Here is a 17122-nt window from a genome sequence, read left to right on the forward strand (position 1 = left end):
AGAATGCACCATTCCTGCATTGAGAACTATAAAAAAATCTACATAAGAATTGTTTACCCCAAAATCTTTCTTTTTACGGCCCTACCAATAAATCGAACTTTATCGGAAAATGGGAAATTCCCTAAAACTGTTTTCACAACACCTTGTGTAAATCGGGTTCGTTTTTTATAATCGATATGCACATCCACCAAGACCGTTTTGTTCAATTTAGCCGCTTCAAGGGCAGCACTAATAACGTCGTCAATCTGCGCATCATTTTCTATAACTAAATAATCGGCGCCAACAGCATGTGCAATACCATCAATGTTGAAATCGCCCAATACTGTAGAGGTCTTTCTATTATAAGGAATTTCTTGACCTTGAGATATTTGGGAAAGCTCGCCATCATGAAAAACGAAAATTGCAATTCCCAATTGATTCCTTTTTGCGGTCATCAACTCAAGTGCGGTCATCAAAAAAGCGCCATCACCAACAATTCCCACGACTTGTTTGTTAGGATTGGCAAATTTAGCACCTATGGCCGCTGGCACACAATAGCCCATACAATTGAAGTCGGTGGGACTAATTAAATGTTTGCTTTTAAGATTTTGAAATAATTCTACCGTCAAAAAGGTGTGATTGCCATCGTCCAAAACAGTTATGGCATCATCGTCAAGATGTTCTCTTAAACTCTTGAAAAAATGATAAGGATTTACCCGATCGAATTTAAAATCAGACCATTCCTTATAATAAGCTTCCTTATCTTTTGCAATAGCAATAATTAATTTAGGATTGGTTTTTTCTATATTCTTGTTTATCAATTCTGCTACTAAACTTTCTAAAACAAGTTTCGCATCGCCTTGAATGGCCAGTTTACTCTTATAGTTTTTATCAAAAACATTTTCATCGATATCGATGTGGATCAGATTTTCAGGAACTTTTGCTCCAAAACTTCCGGTTGGGATTTCTGCGAATCGCGTACCTACGGCAATTAAACAATCCACATCCTTAAAAGCATTTTCTGAAGCGGGGACAGATGCCGGGCCAAAACCCATTCCTGTAAATAATTCATGATCGCCTGGAAAAACGCTAAACCCCTGTAAGGTTGTTGATACCGGAGCATGGAGTCGCTCGGCAATTTGCACGCTAATTGCCGTCGCCTCTTTTGCGCCCCATCCTAAAAACATGCCTATTTTCTTAGATTCAGAAATGATCCGAATAGCTTCCTCCAATTGAGAACTTGTTACTGTCGGTTTAATTTCAGGTTTTTCATACGATAGGATTTCTGAAACCTCACCTTTAAACATCTGAATATTCGTGGGTATTTCGATAAAAACAGGACCAGGATTTCCAGAAATGGCGATAGTATAAGCCTCAAAAACACTGGTCATAATGTCCTCATGCTTTTTTATATGATAGGTCTTTTTGGTAATGCCGCTCAATACCGAATGCATATCCCATTCGTGAAGCTGATAGCTTTTATCGACATCCGTACGAATTCCTCCAGAGATGACAAGCATAGGAATCCCGTCTAAAAAAGCTTCACCAATCCCGCTTAAGGCATGTGTTACTCCAGCCGCTGGTACAATGACCATGGTGCCAATAGTATCTGAAGTGCGACTGACGGCATCGGCCATAAAGGCACCGCCACCTTCATGAGTGACCAATATAGGTTTGATTTTTGAGGACTTATTTAACTCATCATAAATTTCAGTGTTATGCACTCCCGGAATACCAAATGTATGCGATATCGGTAATTGCTCCAATGCCTTGACCAGTAACCATGCGCCTGTTTTCTTCATAATAAATTATAATTTTAAAGTTTTATTCCTGCTATATGTGCTCCGGCAACTCTACCTGTTAAGATACACGATCCTAAAAAAGTGCCTTCCAATGATCTTGAACCATGGATGCCTCCACCACCAAATCCGGCAGATTCTCCCACGGCGTATAATCCTGAGATAATATCGCCATCCTTATCCATCACTTGCGAGTTGAGATTGGTAGGAATGCCTCCCAAGCTTTTTCTACTTAATATATATTGTTTAACTGCAATCAATGGTCCTGCTTTTGGATCTAAAATCTTTTGGAATTTTGAAGTCCTGATCTTATCTCCGCGATATAATCTAAAATTCACCAATCGGCGTAATTGCTCATCGTTAAAATATTTTTTACCGCGATCAATTTCGTCGTCATAAGCTTTCAAATCCCTTTTTAGAATCTCGAAGTCCACGATATTATTTTTGTCTTGCTGATTCATTTTTTGAACCAAATCATCGAGCGTGTCGGCTATTACAAAATGATCAGATTCTTCAATAAGTCTATTCACTAAGGATTTATTTCCGAAGAGAACATCTTTTATCAGTCTGAATTTATTCCGATTTCTAAATGCCGTCATATACTCAGAACCCGAAACAGCCAATTCTTTAATGGCGATTTTCCAGTTCATAATACTCCATGAATACTGTTCCTTGGTGTTTAGGATATGTTCAACAAAATAAGACGTATCGGTATAAGCCACAAGTGGTGGCGTAAAGCGTTTCCCGGTAGCATCCACCCAAATTGCCGATCGTGGCGGCACTAAACTCAAGCCATCGCGATACTTTCCTTCTTCGGGATGTGGCGTGGGAATTCCAGCAGCGTAATGCCATTGTTTATCTAAATGCGTTGAAGGAATTCCTTTGTGGTCCAAATCCAAATGTATGGTACCATCCGCATAATTGTGAGAGCCATTTAATAAATGATCAGGAGGGGTGTGGAATTTGGAAGGCCAATGGTTCTTTACCAATTTTAAATCACCACCCATAATTCCTCCGGAGGCAATAATGATGTTTTCAGAAGTAATGCTTAATCTCTCATTAGTGATTTCATCAATAACCTCAACACCTTTTGCCTTTTGATTAGCGATCATAATAGCATCTACCTTATGTTGAAACTTTATTTCGAGATGTTCTTTATTTGGATGATTCAATAAGTAGCTGGTAACTTTGTGGGTTAAGTCATAGCCAGTACCCCAAGTAATATGCCATCTGGGCACCGAATTTCCTTTGACATCCATCCCACGTTCTGGCCAATTGACCACTGGAAGAAAGTCGACTTTTTTAGCAACAAGCCAATCATAAATAACAGAAATTGAATGTTCCGAATAAAACTTGGCCCATTGGGCGCCTAAACTAGTGGTTTCATTAAAATTGCCGTAACGCATCCAATCCTCATAAAGCAAGGTGGTAGAATCTTGGATACCCGCCTTCTTTTGCTGAGGCGTACCAGAAAATAAAATACCTCCAAAAGATTTCTTTGCCAATCCCCCAAGATTTTCTTCAACATCCCTTTCAATAATCAGTACTTTTTTATTATTGTCCAAGAGTTCAATGGCTGCAGAAATTCCCGCCAATCCACCTCCAATAATGACATTTTCGTAATTTAAAACATTCATAAATTATGCTATAAAAGCGTCAGATATAATTTTACTTTCCATTTTACCGCCCAACGCCTTACCGCAAGCATGCGTAATGCCCTATTTTAATAGACATAAAATTCCTATTTTCTAAAAAAATGTAAATCAGATTTATTTGAGAAATTATTCAAATGTAAGCGGTGGTTGTTGGAATGTTACTAATCAAACACTAAACTAAGCATTTTCATATGAGATTTGCATCAAATTTAGATAAAAATAGCCTGTTTTTCTTAATTCGTTACAGTTAACCAAAGCAGGCCAGTAACCACATTTTAAAATGAATCAGATTTGATGTCCATAAAATCATGAGGGAATGATTAACTGATTGTTTAAATTTGCCAGCGCTCTTCTTACCATAGAGCTAAATAGCCCATTAATCAAAATAATTTTTAAACCATGAATGCACATCTAAAAGGTGTTTTATTTGTCGCTATAGGCGCAGCTAGTTACGGGGTTTTGGCAACTTTTGTAAAATATGCCAATAATAGTGGATTTGGTACCGCTGGTTTGGCATTTTCTCAATACTTGTTTGGGGCTTTGTTACTGACTGTTCTTGCTCTTTTCTTTTCAAAAAAATCGAAGACTATTGAAATAGAAGGTGTCTCATTGAATGCCAAAGTAAAATTAATGTTGTTTGGAACCTTCTTAGGCCTCACCAGCAGTTTTTATTATTTATCCATCCAATACGTGCCAGTTTCCGTTGGGATTATTCTGTTAATGCAGACCATTTGGATGGGTGTCGTATTGGAGTTCTTCACGGCCCGCGCCTTAGTCAATAAAACAAAAATAATTGGAGCGATTGTCGCCATTGTGGGCACCATGTTAGCCGCAAAGGTTTTTGAAAATGACATTGAACTTAACTTAAAAGGGATTGGTTTTGGCCTGTTGGCGGCACTATGCTTTACAGGAACCATGTACGCCACGAGCAGAGTTGCCTTACACCTGCCCAACATCATACGGACTCAGTATTTGGTATATGGCGGACTCATTTCAATAATCCTATTTTGGAATCTTCAAATTCTACAAGAATTTAATTGGAACGTCTTTATCACTTGGGGAATCTTCCTAGGATTTTTCGGTACGATCCTTCCGCCACTTTTATTTAACAAAGGCTTTCCAATCATCGGCACGGGTCTAGGAAGCATTATTGCGGCGTTAGAAATACCAATTTCAGTGTTCAGTGCCTATTTGGTTTTAAACGAAGCTATCAGCTTTTTACAATGGGTGGGCATCATCATTATCTTACTTGCCGTGATTATGATAAATTCTCGAAAAAATCAGAAGCCAATAAAAGCCTGACTTTCAAGCCTAATAACTGAGGTGAAATTGATAGTATTGTTTCTTGTTTGTATTAAGTCTAAATAAGATTACCTTTGCAAATCAAAACAAAACACTATCTATATGAGTACTACTTTAAAACTCGGATTTCTAATATGCCTTACGACCTTATTCGTGGCATGTGGTGATTCTACAACCCCTAAACAAGAAGTTAACGTCTATACCCACAGACATTATAAGGCCGATGACGAGCTTTTTACCAAATTTACTGAGGAGACCGGTATAAAGGTGAATATTGTAAACGCCAGTGCCGATGAACTGATCCAACGCCTCGAAACAGAAGGCGAAGACTCCAATGCAGATATCTTGATAACCGTAGATGCGGGCAGACTTTACCGTGCACAATCAAAAGATTTGTTGCAGCCTGTTACATCTGAAATACTCGAGGCTAATATTGCGCCAGAGTTTAGAGAAAAAGAAGGCTACTGGTACGGCATGACTTACAGAGCACGAATTATTGCCTACGCTAAGGACAGAGTAAACCCTGAGGATATTAAGACTTACGAAGATTTGACAGATCCAAAGTGGAAGGGCAAAATTGTCATCCGTTCTTCTGAAAATGTTTATAACCAATCGTTGTTGGCCTCTATAATCTTGGCCGATGGTGAAGAAAAAGCAAAGGAATGGGCTGAAGGCGTTGTAGCTAATATGGCAAGAAACCCAAAGGGCAGTGATCGTGATCAAGTTAAAGCCGTAGCTTCTGGTGAAGCTGACATTGCTGTAGTCAACACCTATTATATTGGATTGTTGATTAACGATGAAAATGAAGAAGAGCGCAAGGCAGGAGAAAGTGTTGGTATTATTTTCCCGAACCAAGATGGAAGAGGGACGCACGTTAATGTCAGCGGCATTGGTGTGACTAAATATGCACCAAACAAGGAAAATGCTATCAAGCTTATGGAATTTCTTTCAGAAGAAGAGGCACAGCAAACCTTGGCAAACTTAAACTACGAATACCCAATCAATTCCAAAGCCACTAAAGCTGCGATCTTAAAAAGTTGGGGCGATTTTAAAGCCGACGATGTTGAACTTTATAAGCTTGGAGAAAATAATAGCAAAGCTGTTATGGTTTTTGATGAGGCTGGTTGGAAATAACAGGTATTAAAATCTTTAATCTTCATCAACAAGGTTAAAACTAGCAGAATTAAATGGCAAAAAGAACCACCTATTGGTGGAATAAGTGGACGGGCGGTGCAATTATAATATTACTTTTGGTATTGACCCCCGTGTTCACTATTCTGATCAAGCTCTTCGACAAACCCGGGGAGCATTGGGGCCATATTGCATCCAATTTACTACTCTCCTATTTCGCCAATTCATTTCTTTTGTTGCTAGGGGTCGGCACATTTACTTTTTTAATTGGTGTGAGCATGGCGTGGCTGGTATCAGTATATGAGTTTCCGGGTCGTAAGTATTTTGAGTGGCTTTTAATTCTTCCTCTTGCATTTCCATCTTATATGATGGCCTACAGTTATGTGGGAATTTTGGAATATACCGGACCGGTACAGGCTTTCTTCCGTAATAACTTTGACATCTCTTTTAAAGGTCCCATCATCGATATTATGAATATGCCCGGGGCTATATTTATACTTTCCATTAGCTTATTTCCTTACGTGTATGTCATCTGTAGGGCCTCATTTATGCGGCAATCCGGCGCAATGCAAGAAGCAGCATTTCTTTTGGGCAGCAATCGGATGCGGATGTTCACTAAGATAGCATTACCTATGGCAAGACCAGCCGTAGCTGGTGGAATTGCTTTAGTAGGGATGGAAGTTTTAAATGATTACGGCACGGTGAAATACTTTGGAGTGGACACTTTTACGTCGGGAATTTTCAGAGCTTGGTTTTCTTTTGGAGATATTAACACGGCCATCTATCTCTCAGCAATTTTGACCGTGATTGTTTTAGTGTTGATCTGGCTGGAAACGGTTCAGAGAGGAGGCCGTAATTGGAACGCTGGAAGCCAAAGTTCAAAACCTGCAATTAGAATCAGACCCAAACATAAAAGCACACGCCAGCTATATACAGCACTTTGTTTGATTGTTTTACTGATCAGTTTTATATTTCCATTATTGCAACTGTTTTATTGGGTCTCCCTCACCTGGCACAATGTGGTAGATTCTGAATTTGGGGTTTTAATTTTTAACAGTTTCTCCCTAGCGATTGGTTCTGCTGTGGCTATTGCCGTAATATCCATATTTTTATTGTATGCCATAAGATTAAGCCCTTTACGTTGGACCAAACATATTGCACGAACCGCTTCTTTGGGCTATGCCATCCCTGGTGCGGTTATTGCTGTAGGGGTAATGATTCCGATGATGGGTTTGGATAGAACTATTAATTGGGCAGTTTCAAACCATGTAGGGATGATTTTGTCAGGAACATTGTTTATCTTAGTGGTGGCGTATGTTGTTCGGTTTATGGCGGTTGGCTATAATGCTATTGATGCAGGGTTTCAAAAAACAGGCGCCTCAGTCAATGAGGTGGCACGCTCATTAGGTGCGTCACCTTTAAGAACTTTGTGGAAGATAGACCTGCCTTTGATAAAGAACAGTATAGCAGGAGCGGTATTATTGGCCTTTGTTGATATTTTAAAGGAACTTCCATTAACCTTGATTTTGAGACCTTTCAACTTCCATACGTTGGCCACTAAAGCTTTTGATATGGCAACCAACGAAATGATAGCAGAATCAGCAAACGCCTCTCTGGTGGTGGTTTTAACTGGAGTTATCCCAATTATAGTGTTGAATAATATGATCAGTAGAAAGAAATGAAAACGGTGTAGAAAGATCAATAGCTTTTGATTTAAGTCCTTCTGAAAACAAAATGTTATCCGTATGGCTGCAAAAGCAGAAAAAAAAGAATGACCATGGTGATTATTGAATTGAATAATATTAGTAAACAATATAGGAATGCTGATACCTACGCGGTGGACGGTGTTTCTTTTTCTTTGGATAAAGGCGAAATATTAGCACTTGTTGGCGAAAGCGGTTCTGGAAAAACCACCCTATTGCGCTTAATTGCAGGATTGGAACATCCTAAGTCAGGAACTATTGAGCTCGGCGGAGAACTGATTGTGAGCGGCCGGAAATCCTTGCCCGCAAACAAGCGAAAAACGGGGATGGTATTCCAAGATTATGCCTTATTCCCGCATCTCACCATTTTTGAAAATGTCGCTTTTGGATTAAAAGGTCTCAATAAAAAAGATACCGCACAACGCGTACTTGAAACTATAAAACTAACCGGCCTAAAAGAGGACGTTAAAAAATATCCACACCAACTTTCTGGGGGGCAACAACAAAGGGTGGCTTTGGCTAGGGCACTTGCGCCGCGACCTCATCTCTTGTTGATGGACGAACCTTTCAGTAATTTGGACACCATCTTACGCGACCAAGTGCGTGAAGAGGTGCGTCAGATTATCAAAGCCATGGGGATTACCGCTATTTTGGTAACGCATGATACCAAAGATGCTTTTTCTACCGCAGATAAGATTGCAGTAATGCTCAAAGGAAAATTATTGCAACTCGACACCCCTGATAGTTTGTACAATAATCCGAACTCCTCTTATGTTGCGGAATTATTCGGGAAGTCAAACAATCTTGAAGCAACGGTTACTTCTGGAGGATTTAAAACCCCTTTCGGATTTGTTTCTGGACAGAAAGATTGTCCATTATCCACAAATCGGGATAAAGTGAACTTGTTTTTCAGAGCAGAGGAAACCGATTTTTGTAATGCTGAAGAGCCACATCTTTGTGGCATGGTAGAGCAATGTATGTACTTAGGAGATCATATGCAGTTAAAGGTATGTTGTAACCGATGTAACAAATGCGCAAATGACTGCAAAGGAGAACTTGTACAAGACACCAAGAGTATCTTGCTAAAATCCTCGATACAAACCTGGAAACCTGGAGATATTGTTCGCTTTAAACTTAAAAACTTCAAAGTTAAAGAAACTGATACCGAGTAATATCAAAAGCATTTTAATCCAATATTTTTAAAATGGAGGTCAGAAAACATCACTAGCATTTTTAGCTCTCAAACACTTCAAATAAAGGGGCAACTGGCCACTGAGCCATCGTCTTTCTTGGAATGAAATAGGTGGACAATTATAAAACCACAACCCCATACAGCCTCATTTTTAATTATTTACAGCTGCTCCAGAACTTCTAAAAGTGTTAAAGAAGTCATTTAAGGCAATTTTTATTATTTTTGTTAAATTCTTGATGTCTTTTTTGATAAAAGGCTCAACCAGACCAAAATTATCGGTAATTTATATGGAAACTAACAGTCATCATGGACTTTCATATGTCAATTGATCATTTAAGAATTCAACTGTAACTAATTAACGCCTATATGAATTTAAGACTCATAGTATTCTGCATTAGCCTCATGGTTTCCATGAGTGCATTTTCTCAAAATGACACCATCGTACTGACCAATGGTGATCGGTTGATAGGAGAGATAAAAAAAATGGATCGTAGTGTTTTAAGTATAGAAACGCCCTACAGTGATAGTGATTTTAAAGTAAAGTGGAAAAAAGTAAAATCAATAAAAAGCACTGAAAACTTTTTAGTAACGGCATCAGATGGAACACGCTATAAAATTGAGGGCATTGACACCAATAACGAAGATAATGCGCTTATTTTAAAGGATGATAACGGTTTGGTTGGCATTATAGATATTGTATTCATTAAACCGGTTAAAGATGATTTTGTCTCGCGGTTAAACGCGTCAATCTCGGTGGGATTCAATTTATCAAAGGCTAGCAACTTAAGTCAATTGTCTGTTGCAAGCACGCTAGGTTATACCTCAGATTTCTACAGTATAAAAACCACATTTAATTCCGTTAGAAGTAATCAGGACAACGTTGAGGAAATTCAGCGCACCTTTGGTGAACTTTCTTTTAATTATTTTTTGAAACGCGATAATTTTTTAATTTTCCAATCGGAATATCTATCCAATAGTGAGCAGCAATTGAAGTTAAGAATGACCAACAAACTTGGTTTTGGAAAATACTTTATCCATAATAACCGGATGTATTTTGGTGGCACATTAGGTGTAGCCTATAACAGTGAAAATTACAATGCTTCAGAAGATGATAGAAAGAGTGGCGAGGTTTACGCATCGTTAGAAGTCAATTTATTTGATTTTAATGATTTGAGTCTAGTATCAGGAATCACAACCTATCCAAGTTTAACTGAGAAAAAACGAATCAGAACTGACTTTAATTTAGATCTGAAATACGATTTACCTCTTGATTTATTCGTAAAACTCTCATTTAACTATAACTACGACAACAAGCCTATTGAAGGCGCATCTTATGATGATTATGTTGTCATAACGACTGTGGGCTGGGAACTTTAAGAAACACTTAAACTTATGGTATGCGAAGATAATACTTAGACCCATAGACCAATTATTCAAACTTCGCACACCGCTCATTAGAGCATGTGAGTACCAATCCTATCTCTTAATTTGCTTTTCAAAATGTTGATACCAACCTTGATTCTATTCCGCACTTTGATTACTCTTACGCTTTTCGTTGGGGGCGCCATTGGCATCAGATAACATGGTTTGTTTTGGCAATACCTCATTCAGTTTTTCACCACCTTTGATTCCAAAATCCAAGGTCCGGATTGGGAATGGAATCATGATGTCTTCCTTGTCAAATGCTTTTTTTATGGCAATAATAGCTTCACTCTGACTTTTCAAAAACTCCAATTGACTTTTAAATTCTACCCAGATCATAATTCTAAAATCAATGGAACTCCCACCAAAAGCTAAATAGACCAGGTCAATACTTTTATCTGTATTAATATTAGGCGTATTTTTTACCGATGCTATGGCAATGTCTCTTACCCTTTCTAAATCTTCACCGTAGGAGACCCCCACATTGAGATCTATTCTTTTATAAATATTTTCAGAATCGTTGATCAATGGATTTTGAAATAGCATTTTGTTGGGGATAATGACTTCCTGCCCTTGAAAGGACGTAATTTCTGTGGTACGGATTCCAATATGTTTTATGACCCCGCTATGGCCTTCACAATGGATGACTTGCCCTATCTTAAACGGACGTTTTACGGCCATGAAGAAACCGGCTATGAAATTGGTCGCAATATCTTGAAATGCAAAACCTAATGCCAAACCAATAATACCAGCACCGGCAAGTAATGAGGAAACTGCTTTGTCTAAGTTTAATAAGCTTAATGCGACAAACGCCCCAATTGCAATAATAAGTACGTAGACTACTTTTGAAACAATAGAGGTAAGTGATCTATTCTTTAATGTTCTATCCAGCAGTTTTGTGATCAGATTTCGAATTAATCGACCAATAAAGACAAAAGCAATAAGCACAACAATGGCCAGTACAAAATTGGGCAACATTTTGACCAATTGCTCAGACCATCCGATTAGTTTTTCAATAATGAGATCATAATATTTTTTAATTTCCATAATGTTTTGATTGTGCCATGAAAATAATATAAACTTTAGGGTTTTTGGCGGTTTTTCTGCGTTTTTTTAAGCAGATTCGTTCAAAACCACTGTCAAGGACCAATTAAACTCTTTACGTTTATTCGTTCCGACGAATGAGAAATCCGTTGTCAATGTTCTCAAAACCAATTTTCGGATAGTAAGTCATCGCCATTGGTGCAGAGAGCAAAACCAACGCAGTCTCTTTTCCAATTTCCTTTTTTGTCATTTCTATTAATTGTTTTCCAACACCTACTTTTTGATATTCTTTTTTCACTGCTAAATCCGATAAATAACAAACGTAACAGAAATCAGTTAGTGAACGTGAAATGCCAACCAATTTATTTTCCGACCATGCTGTAATTATCAAATTAGAGTTTGCGTACATTTTGGTTATTCGTTCATGATTAGTGGTCGGTCTTTTTATTCCTGAACTATGATAAACTTCTATGATTTCTGATATTTTTGGAACTTTCCCGATTTTATATTCAATATTTTTCATTCTAAGTGGATTGGTTTTTTTATGAGAGGACCGAGTTTCTCGATCTATATTTTTTGTTGAGCATGGTATTAAACGCTACTTTTTAAATAAATGCACAATGAAGATCATTCCTGAGTCTGATTCCAAAGGCGCATATTCTTTGAATAAAAATTATAACAAAAACGCCAAGCAAGTTATCAAAAAATATTTTTCAACCTTATATAATCACTATGATCACCCAAAATAATTATAAACACTATGAGCTCAGCAATACGAGCGCTGTCATTTGATATTCACCCAAGTGAAGGATTAAAGTAACTATTCAGATAACACATTTTCAAAAGTTTGAGATTGGCAAGTTTTTGTGTTCCGCTGACCCGCCCCGCCCATCGTTCGGACAGGTTTCGCTGATATTGTCAGCTATTATAACCGCATGACTTAAACAGATCTAAAAACACCATTCCTAACTATTTTCTCTAGGTAAGTTAATTTCTTCATATCCTGAGCAAAATGGAAACCTCGAGTTTTCAAAACCTGTCTAACAATTTGCCCTTAGAGGAGATGATTTAACATCATTTTCACATCTCATTTGTTACCTTCGCATTACTATAAAATTTTTATATAATGATGTATTTGAACAGCAGATTCTGCATTTTTCTTTTTCTCTCATGCTTTTCGTTTTCAATCCTTGCCCAAGAAGCCAATTATGGCAATCAACATTTGTTTGATGAGTTTCCTGCTTCTCGCCAAGGCAACAGCTACAGGACCAGTTCTGGTAAACCGGGTCCGGAATATTGGCAAAATTCCGCCGATTACAATTTGGAAGTTACCTTGGACCAAAAAAACCATGTTGTTTCTGGAAATATCACCATCCACTATACCAATAATAGCCCTGAAACCTTAGATTTTATTTGGATCTATTTGGAACAAAATCGTTTTACGGAAACCTCTCGAGGAACATTAACCACTCCAGTTGTTGGAAATCGTTATAATGGTGATGTAGAAGGTGGTTTTGAACTGTCCAACGTTTCGGCAAAAACAGAAACGGGCACCTCCTCAAAGCATATCATTACTGATACCAGAATGCAGCTTTTTCTTGATAAACCACTAGCCGCTAAAGGTGGAAAAGCGACCATTAAAATGAATTTCAAATTCAAAGTCCCTGTTGAAGGCATGGACCGCATGGGAAGACTCGAAACTGAAGGCGGAACCGTTTATGCTATTGCACAATGGTATCCGCGAGTGGCCGTGTTTGATGATGTGGTAGGATGGAATACTGAGCCTTATTTGGGAGCAGGCGAATTCTATTGTGAATATGGAAATTTTGACGTAAAAATAACTGCAGCAGCAGATCAAACGGTGGTGTGTTCGGGAATCTTACAAAACCCAAAAGAAGTACTTACCAAAACACAACAAGAGCGTTTTGCTCAAGCGGAAAAAAGTGACCAAACGGTTTATATCATCAAACCAGAGGAGGTTGGGAAACCAATGGCGCAGACAAAATCAAGCGGCACACTGACTTGGCATTATAAAATGGAAAATACGCGCGACGTGGCCTGGGCTTCGTCAAAAGCATTTATTTGGGATGCTGCACGAATGAATTTAGGAGAAGGCAAAACAGGCTTGGCGCAATCGGTGTATCCAAAAGAAAGTGACGGCAAGGGCGCTTGGTCCCGATCTACTGAATACACAAAAAAATCAGTTGAGTTCTATTCAACCACCTATTATCCCTATCCGTATCACAACGCCATCAACGTGGCTGCCAGTGTAGGCGGAATGGAATATCCAGGGGTAAGCTTTTGTGATTATCAAAGCGTAGGCTCAGATTTATGGGGCGTGACCGATCATGAATTTGGCCATAACTGGTTTCCTATGATTGTTGGTAGTAATGAACGACGTTACCCATGGATGGACGAAGGCTTTAATACTTTTATCAACCATTACAGTACGCTTGCTTTCAACGATGGTGAATACCCATCCTCTGTAGGCAATCCGCGCAACTTGGTTCGGTATCTTACTTTTGAAAATCGTGAAGGCATCAATACCTCTCCGGAAGTAGCTAACGAAAGAAATTTAGGTTATACCGCCTATTACAAACCTGCAGCGGGACTTATTATACTACGCGAATACATTTTAGGACCTGAACGTTTTGATAATGCCTTTAAAAGCTACATCCAGCATTGGGCCTATAAACATCCGCAGCCCAACGACTTTTTTAATCATATGGAAAATGTTGCAGGAGAAGATTTGTCCTACTTTTGGAAAGGTTGGTTTTATGGCAATGGCAATATCGATATGGGCATCTCATCGGTAAAACCACATCAGGGCAATTACCTTATTACTGTTGAAAATAATGGAGAGATTCCAATGCCTGTTATGCTGGAGGTTATCTATACAGATAACACGACGGAACACGTATCTCTACCAGTAGAAATCTGGCAAAGAGGAAATAGTTGGAGCCATCTTCTAAAAACTAAAAAAGAAGTGAAACGGATTGTTCTGGATCCAAATAAATTATTACCCGACGTCAATATATTAAACGACACTTGGAATAAGTTGTAATTTAAACTAAAGTAAAATGCCTCTAAAAAAGAATTTAGAGGCATTTTACTTTAGGCCCGTTTTTATTTGAGACCAATAAGCCCCCCTTTGGCGAACTAAATAAATATAGATATCTTTAAAGGTTTAAGTCAACCATAACACCAAACATCATGAGTACAACAAATAACAGAAGAAGTTTTTTAAAGTTAAGCGGGCTTGCAGGTCTCGGCATTGCCACCGGTGGCTTAGTGAGCTTTGATGCAGCTTCCAAAATTGAAATACCGCCTAATTCTGGAGCTCCACGCTTCAATATGAGTGGCTATGCGGCTCCCAAAATAGAAACCGTCAAAATCGGATTTATAGGCTTGGGTATGCGTGGTCCCGGCGCCGTAAAACGGATGAGTTATATTCAAGGCGTAGAAATAAAGGCTTTATGTGACTTGAGACCGAAACAGGCCGAAAGTGCTAAGAAAATGTTGGAAGGCACCGCACACGACCCCAAAGTTTATAGTGGTAGTGAGACTGCATGGAAAAACATGATTGATACTGAAGATTTAGATCTGGTCTATATTTGCACACCATGGGATTTGCATGTACCAATGGCCGTTTATGCCATGAATGCTGGCAGGCATGTAGGCGTTGAAGTGCCGGCAGCCAAAACCATTGATGAATGCTGGGAGCTCGTTGAAACATCTGAAAAAACCAAGGTGCACTGTATGATGCTCGAAAATTGCTGTTATGATTTCTTTGAATTACTGACCTTAAATATGGCACGTCAAGGCTATTTTGGAGATATCATTCATGGTGAAGGGGCTTACATTCACGATCTTGTAGATTTAAACTTTAATAAAAATGGCTACGAGAACATGTGGCGTTTAAAAGAAAATATTGGGCGTGATGGGAATCTTTATGCCACCCATGGTTTAGGGCCTATCTGTCAAATTATGAATGTGAACCGCGGCGATCAGATGGATTATCTGACATCACTTTCCAGCGCCGACTTCAATATGGGAAAAAAAGCTAAAATTCTCGCCGCAAAAGATGATTTCTACACCCCTTTTGAAAATGCGAATTACAGAGGGAATATGAATACCACCATAATCAAAACAAAGAATGGAAGGAGCATGATGATGCAACATGATGTGAGTTCGCCACGTCCATATTCCAGAATACATTTGATCAGTGGTTCTGAAGGTATGGCCAGAAAATACCCTACAGCTCAAATCGCCAAAGGCCATTCGTGGATAAGTGACGCAGAGTTTAAAGAAATTGAAGCCAAATACACTCCTGAAATCGTGACTAAAGTTGGCGATTTGGCCAAAAGAGTTGGCGGTCACGGCGGCATGGATTTTATGATGGATTGGCGCCTGATTGATTGTCTCCGGAATGGACTTCCTTTAGATCAGGAGGTTTATGATGCTGCTTTATGGAGTGCTATTACGCCGTTGAGTGAAAAATCTGTGGCTAATCGCTCAGCTTCTGTTGATGTACCCGACTTTACACGCGGCAATTGGAAATCAAATGCCCCAGTAGATATCAGTTTAACCGGCGGTGGCACGACCAACGTGCTTTTAGGGGACTAGTCAAGATTAAAAACTAAACGTTCTATATAAAACAGTAAAAGAGGCAATTTCATGAGTTATGAAATCAGCCTCCTTTTTTTATATAACTCATTGATCACTTCAAATCCTAATCCAAGCTCACCCACGCCGCATTTTGCTGATCACTATTAACAGCAGCATGAATAAACTTCACGCCCCTCATTCCATCTGAAACAGTTGGATAATCTGGTGTTTCGATGCTCGAATCTATAATAAGCGCATTTAAATGTGTGGCAAAGTTTTTATAAACATTCGCAAAGGCCTCCAAATAACCTTCCGGATGTCCGGCAGGAATTCGAGACGCCGCTAAAGACAACGGGGAAAGATCATTTCCATTGGGAGTATAAATCGTTTTTGGTCGGTCGATCCATCTTGTAATGAGTTCATTTGGAGTTTCCTGATGCCACTCTATACTGCCTTTTTCACCGTAAACTCTAATACAGAAATTATTCTCCTCTCCTAATGCAATTTGGGAAAAAGACATAGTACCTTTGGCACCATTTTCTAAGCGCAACAAGATATTGCCATCATCATCCAAAATTCTACCCTTGCCAAATTTTCCTAAATCGGCAGCCAGTTCCTTAACTTTTAGTCCTGAAATGTATTCTACTAAATTATGGGCATGGGTTCCAATATCGCCTAAGGCACCACCTACGCCAGACTTTGAAGGATCTACCCGCCAAGAAGCCTGTTTATTTCCTGAATCTTCAACCGAAGTCGCCATCCAACCTTGTAAATAGTGGACTTGCACCTTTCTGATTTTTCCAAGTTCGCCGTTTTCAACCATAGATTTCGCTTGTTTCACCATTGGGCTTCCTGGATAATTGTGGGTTAGTGCAAAAAGCAGCCCTGTAGAATTCACTAACTTTTCCAAAGTATTTGCTTCATCAACAGTTAAGGTCATTGGTTTATCACAAACCACATGAAATCCATTTTCCAAAGCAAATTTTGCAGGTGCAAAGTGCATATGGTTGGGTGTCACAATACTTACAAAATCCATACGGATGTCTTCAGGCAATTCCTTTTCTTTAAGAATCATTTCTTCATAATTGGCATAGCAACGGTCTTCGGGCAGAAGCAATTCCTTACCTGATGCCTTTGATTTTTCTGCAGTGCTACTAAATGCCCCACAGACCAATTCAATCATTCCATCAAGACCTGACGCTTTCCTGTGGACATCACCAATAAAAGAGCCGATGCCTCCACCGATCATTCCCATTCTTAATTTTCTCATGTGTGTAAACTGTATTT

At 38.9% G+C, this 17122-nt stretch carries 12 protein-coding genes; 7 read left to right on the forward strand and 5 right to left on the reverse strand.

From position 1 onward, the window contains the following. Positions 1-53: 53 nt before the first annotated feature. Together G525_RS0115385 and G525_RS0115390 are read right to left on the reverse strand one after the other, a co-directional pair. Positions 54-1781 (reverse strand): thiamine pyrophosphate-binding protein, encoded by a 1728-nt coding sequence (locus tag G525_RS0115385; protein WP_027126953.1) that lies wholly within the window; start codon positions 1779-1781, stop codon positions 54-56. 14 nt (positions 1782-1795) lie between these two features. Then, positions 1796-3415 carry an FAD-binding protein gene (locus G525_RS0115390; RefSeq protein WP_027126954.1) on the reverse strand — a complete coding sequence of 540 codons (1620 nt, stop codon included), beginning with the start codon at positions 3413-3415 and terminating at the stop codon, positions 1796-1798. A 417-nt stretch (positions 3416-3832) separates the two neighbouring features. Here G525_RS0115390 and G525_RS0115395 point away from each other — a divergent pair, with 417 nt between their 5' ends. From G525_RS0115395 to G525_RS0115415, 5 genes are all read left to right on the forward strand, one after another. Beyond that, positions 3833-4735 carry an EamA family transporter gene (locus G525_RS0115395; RefSeq protein ID WP_027126955.1) on the forward strand — a complete coding sequence of 301 codons (903 nt, stop codon included), beginning with the start codon at positions 3833-3835 and terminating at the stop codon, positions 4733-4735. Positions 4736-4837: 102 nt separating this feature from the next. Then, on the forward strand, positions 4838-5869 hold the full coding sequence (locus G525_RS0115400) for a Fe(3+) ABC transporter substrate-binding protein (RefSeq protein ID WP_051209969.1): 1032 nt from the start codon (positions 4838-4840) through the stop codon (positions 5867-5869). A gap of 53 nt (positions 5870-5922) precedes the next feature. Beyond that, the gene (locus tag G525_RS0115405; RefSeq protein ID WP_027126957.1) at positions 5923-7548 is read left to right on the forward strand and encodes an ABC transporter permease; all 1626 of its coding nucleotides are present in this window, start codon (positions 5923-5925) and stop codon (positions 7546-7548) included. 95 nt (positions 7549-7643) lie between these two features. Further along, the gene (locus G525_RS21185) at positions 7644-8741 is read left to right on the forward strand and encodes an ABC transporter ATP-binding protein (protein ID WP_035479882.1); all 1098 of its coding nucleotides are present in this window, start codon (positions 7644-7646) and stop codon (positions 8739-8741) included. 386 nt (positions 8742-9127) lie between these two features. Further along, the gene (locus tag G525_RS0115415) at positions 9128-10138 is read left to right on the forward strand and encodes a DUF481 domain-containing protein (protein WP_027126958.1); all 1011 of its coding nucleotides are present in this window, start codon (positions 9128-9130) and stop codon (positions 10136-10138) included. A 144-nt stretch (positions 10139-10282) separates the two neighbouring features. Here G525_RS0115415 and G525_RS21190 read toward each other — a convergent pair whose 3' ends face one another. Both G525_RS21190 and G525_RS0115425 read right to left on the reverse strand, forming a co-directional pair. Beyond that, entirely contained in the window at positions 10283-11230 is a 948-nt protein-coding gene (locus G525_RS21190) for a mechanosensitive ion channel family protein (RefSeq protein ID WP_051209970.1), read from the reverse strand. Positions 11231-11348: 118 nt separating this feature from the next. Then, the gene (locus G525_RS0115425) at positions 11349-11750 is read right to left on the reverse strand and encodes a GNAT family N-acetyltransferase (RefSeq protein ID WP_027126959.1); all 402 of its coding nucleotides are present in this window, start codon (positions 11748-11750) and stop codon (positions 11349-11351) included. 603 nt (positions 11751-12353) lie between these two features. On the opposite strand from G525_RS0115425, the gene G525_RS0115435 reads away from it, so the two are divergent. Together G525_RS0115435 and G525_RS0115440 are read left to right on the forward strand one after the other, a co-directional pair. Continuing rightward, complete coding sequence (locus G525_RS0115435) at positions 12354-14291, forward strand: M1 family metallopeptidase (protein WP_027126960.1); 1938 nt, start codon at positions 12354-12356, stop codon at positions 14289-14291. Between the two features lie 149 nt (positions 14292-14440). Continuing rightward, a complete protein-coding gene (locus G525_RS0115440) occupies positions 14441-15853 on the forward strand; it encodes a Gfo/Idh/MocA family oxidoreductase (RefSeq protein WP_035479867.1) in 1413 nt (470 codons plus the stop codon). A 106-nt stretch (positions 15854-15959) separates the two neighbouring features. Here G525_RS0115440 and G525_RS0115445 read toward each other — a convergent pair whose 3' ends face one another. Continuing rightward, on the reverse strand, positions 15960-17105 hold the full coding sequence (locus G525_RS0115445; protein WP_027126962.1) for a Gfo/Idh/MocA family protein: 1146 nt from the start codon (positions 17103-17105) through the stop codon (positions 15960-15962). Positions 17106-17122: the final 17 nt, after the last annotated feature.

The sequence above is a fragment of the Gelidibacter mesophilus DSM 14095 genome, from assembly GCF_000423005.1.
Classification (GTDB): Bacteria; Bacteroidota; Bacteroidia; order Flavobacteriales; family Flavobacteriaceae; genus Gelidibacter; species Gelidibacter mesophilus.

Bases quoted from the DNA above. Each gene is read 5' to 3' on its own strand.
- G525_RS0115385 (WP_027126953.1), bottom strand. From the start codon at position 1,781: ATGAAGAAAACAGGCGCATGGTTACTGGTCAAGGCATTGGAGCAATTA.
- G525_RS0115390 (WP_027126954.1), bottom strand. From the start codon at position 3,415: ATGAATGTTTTAAATTACGAAAATGTCATTATTGGAGGTGGATTGGCG.
- G525_RS0115395 (WP_027126955.1), top strand. From the start codon at position 3,833: ATGAATGCACATCTAAAAGGTGTTTTATTTGTCGCTATAGGCGCAGCT.
- G525_RS0115400 (WP_051209969.1), top strand. From the start codon at position 4,838: ATGAGTACTACTTTAAAACTCGGATTTCTAATATGCCTTACGACCTTA.
- G525_RS0115405 (WP_027126957.1), top strand. From the start codon at position 5,923: ATGGCAAAAAGAACCACCTATTGGTGGAATAAGTGGACGGGCGGTGCA.
- G525_RS21185 (WP_035479882.1), top strand. From the start codon at position 7,644: ATGGTGATTATTGAATTGAATAATATTAGTAAACAATATAGGAATGCT.
- G525_RS0115415 (WP_027126958.1), top strand. From the start codon at position 9,128: ATGAATTTAAGACTCATAGTATTCTGCATTAGCCTCATGGTTTCCATG.
- G525_RS21190 (WP_051209970.1), bottom strand. From the start codon at position 11,230: ATGGAAATTAAAAAATATTATGATCTCATTATTGAAAAACTAATCGGA.
- G525_RS0115425 (WP_027126959.1), bottom strand. From the start codon at position 11,750: ATGAAAAATATTGAATATAAAATCGGGAAAGTTCCAAAAATATCAGAA.
- G525_RS0115435 (WP_027126960.1), top strand. From the start codon at position 12,354: ATGATGTATTTGAACAGCAGATTCTGCATTTTTCTTTTTCTCTCATGC.
- G525_RS0115440 (WP_035479867.1), top strand. From the start codon at position 14,441: ATGAGTACAACAAATAACAGAAGAAGTTTTTTAAAGTTAAGCGGGCTT.
- G525_RS0115445 (WP_027126962.1), bottom strand. From the start codon at position 17,105: ATGAGAAAATTAAGAATGGGAATGATCGGTGGAGGCATCGGCTCTTTT.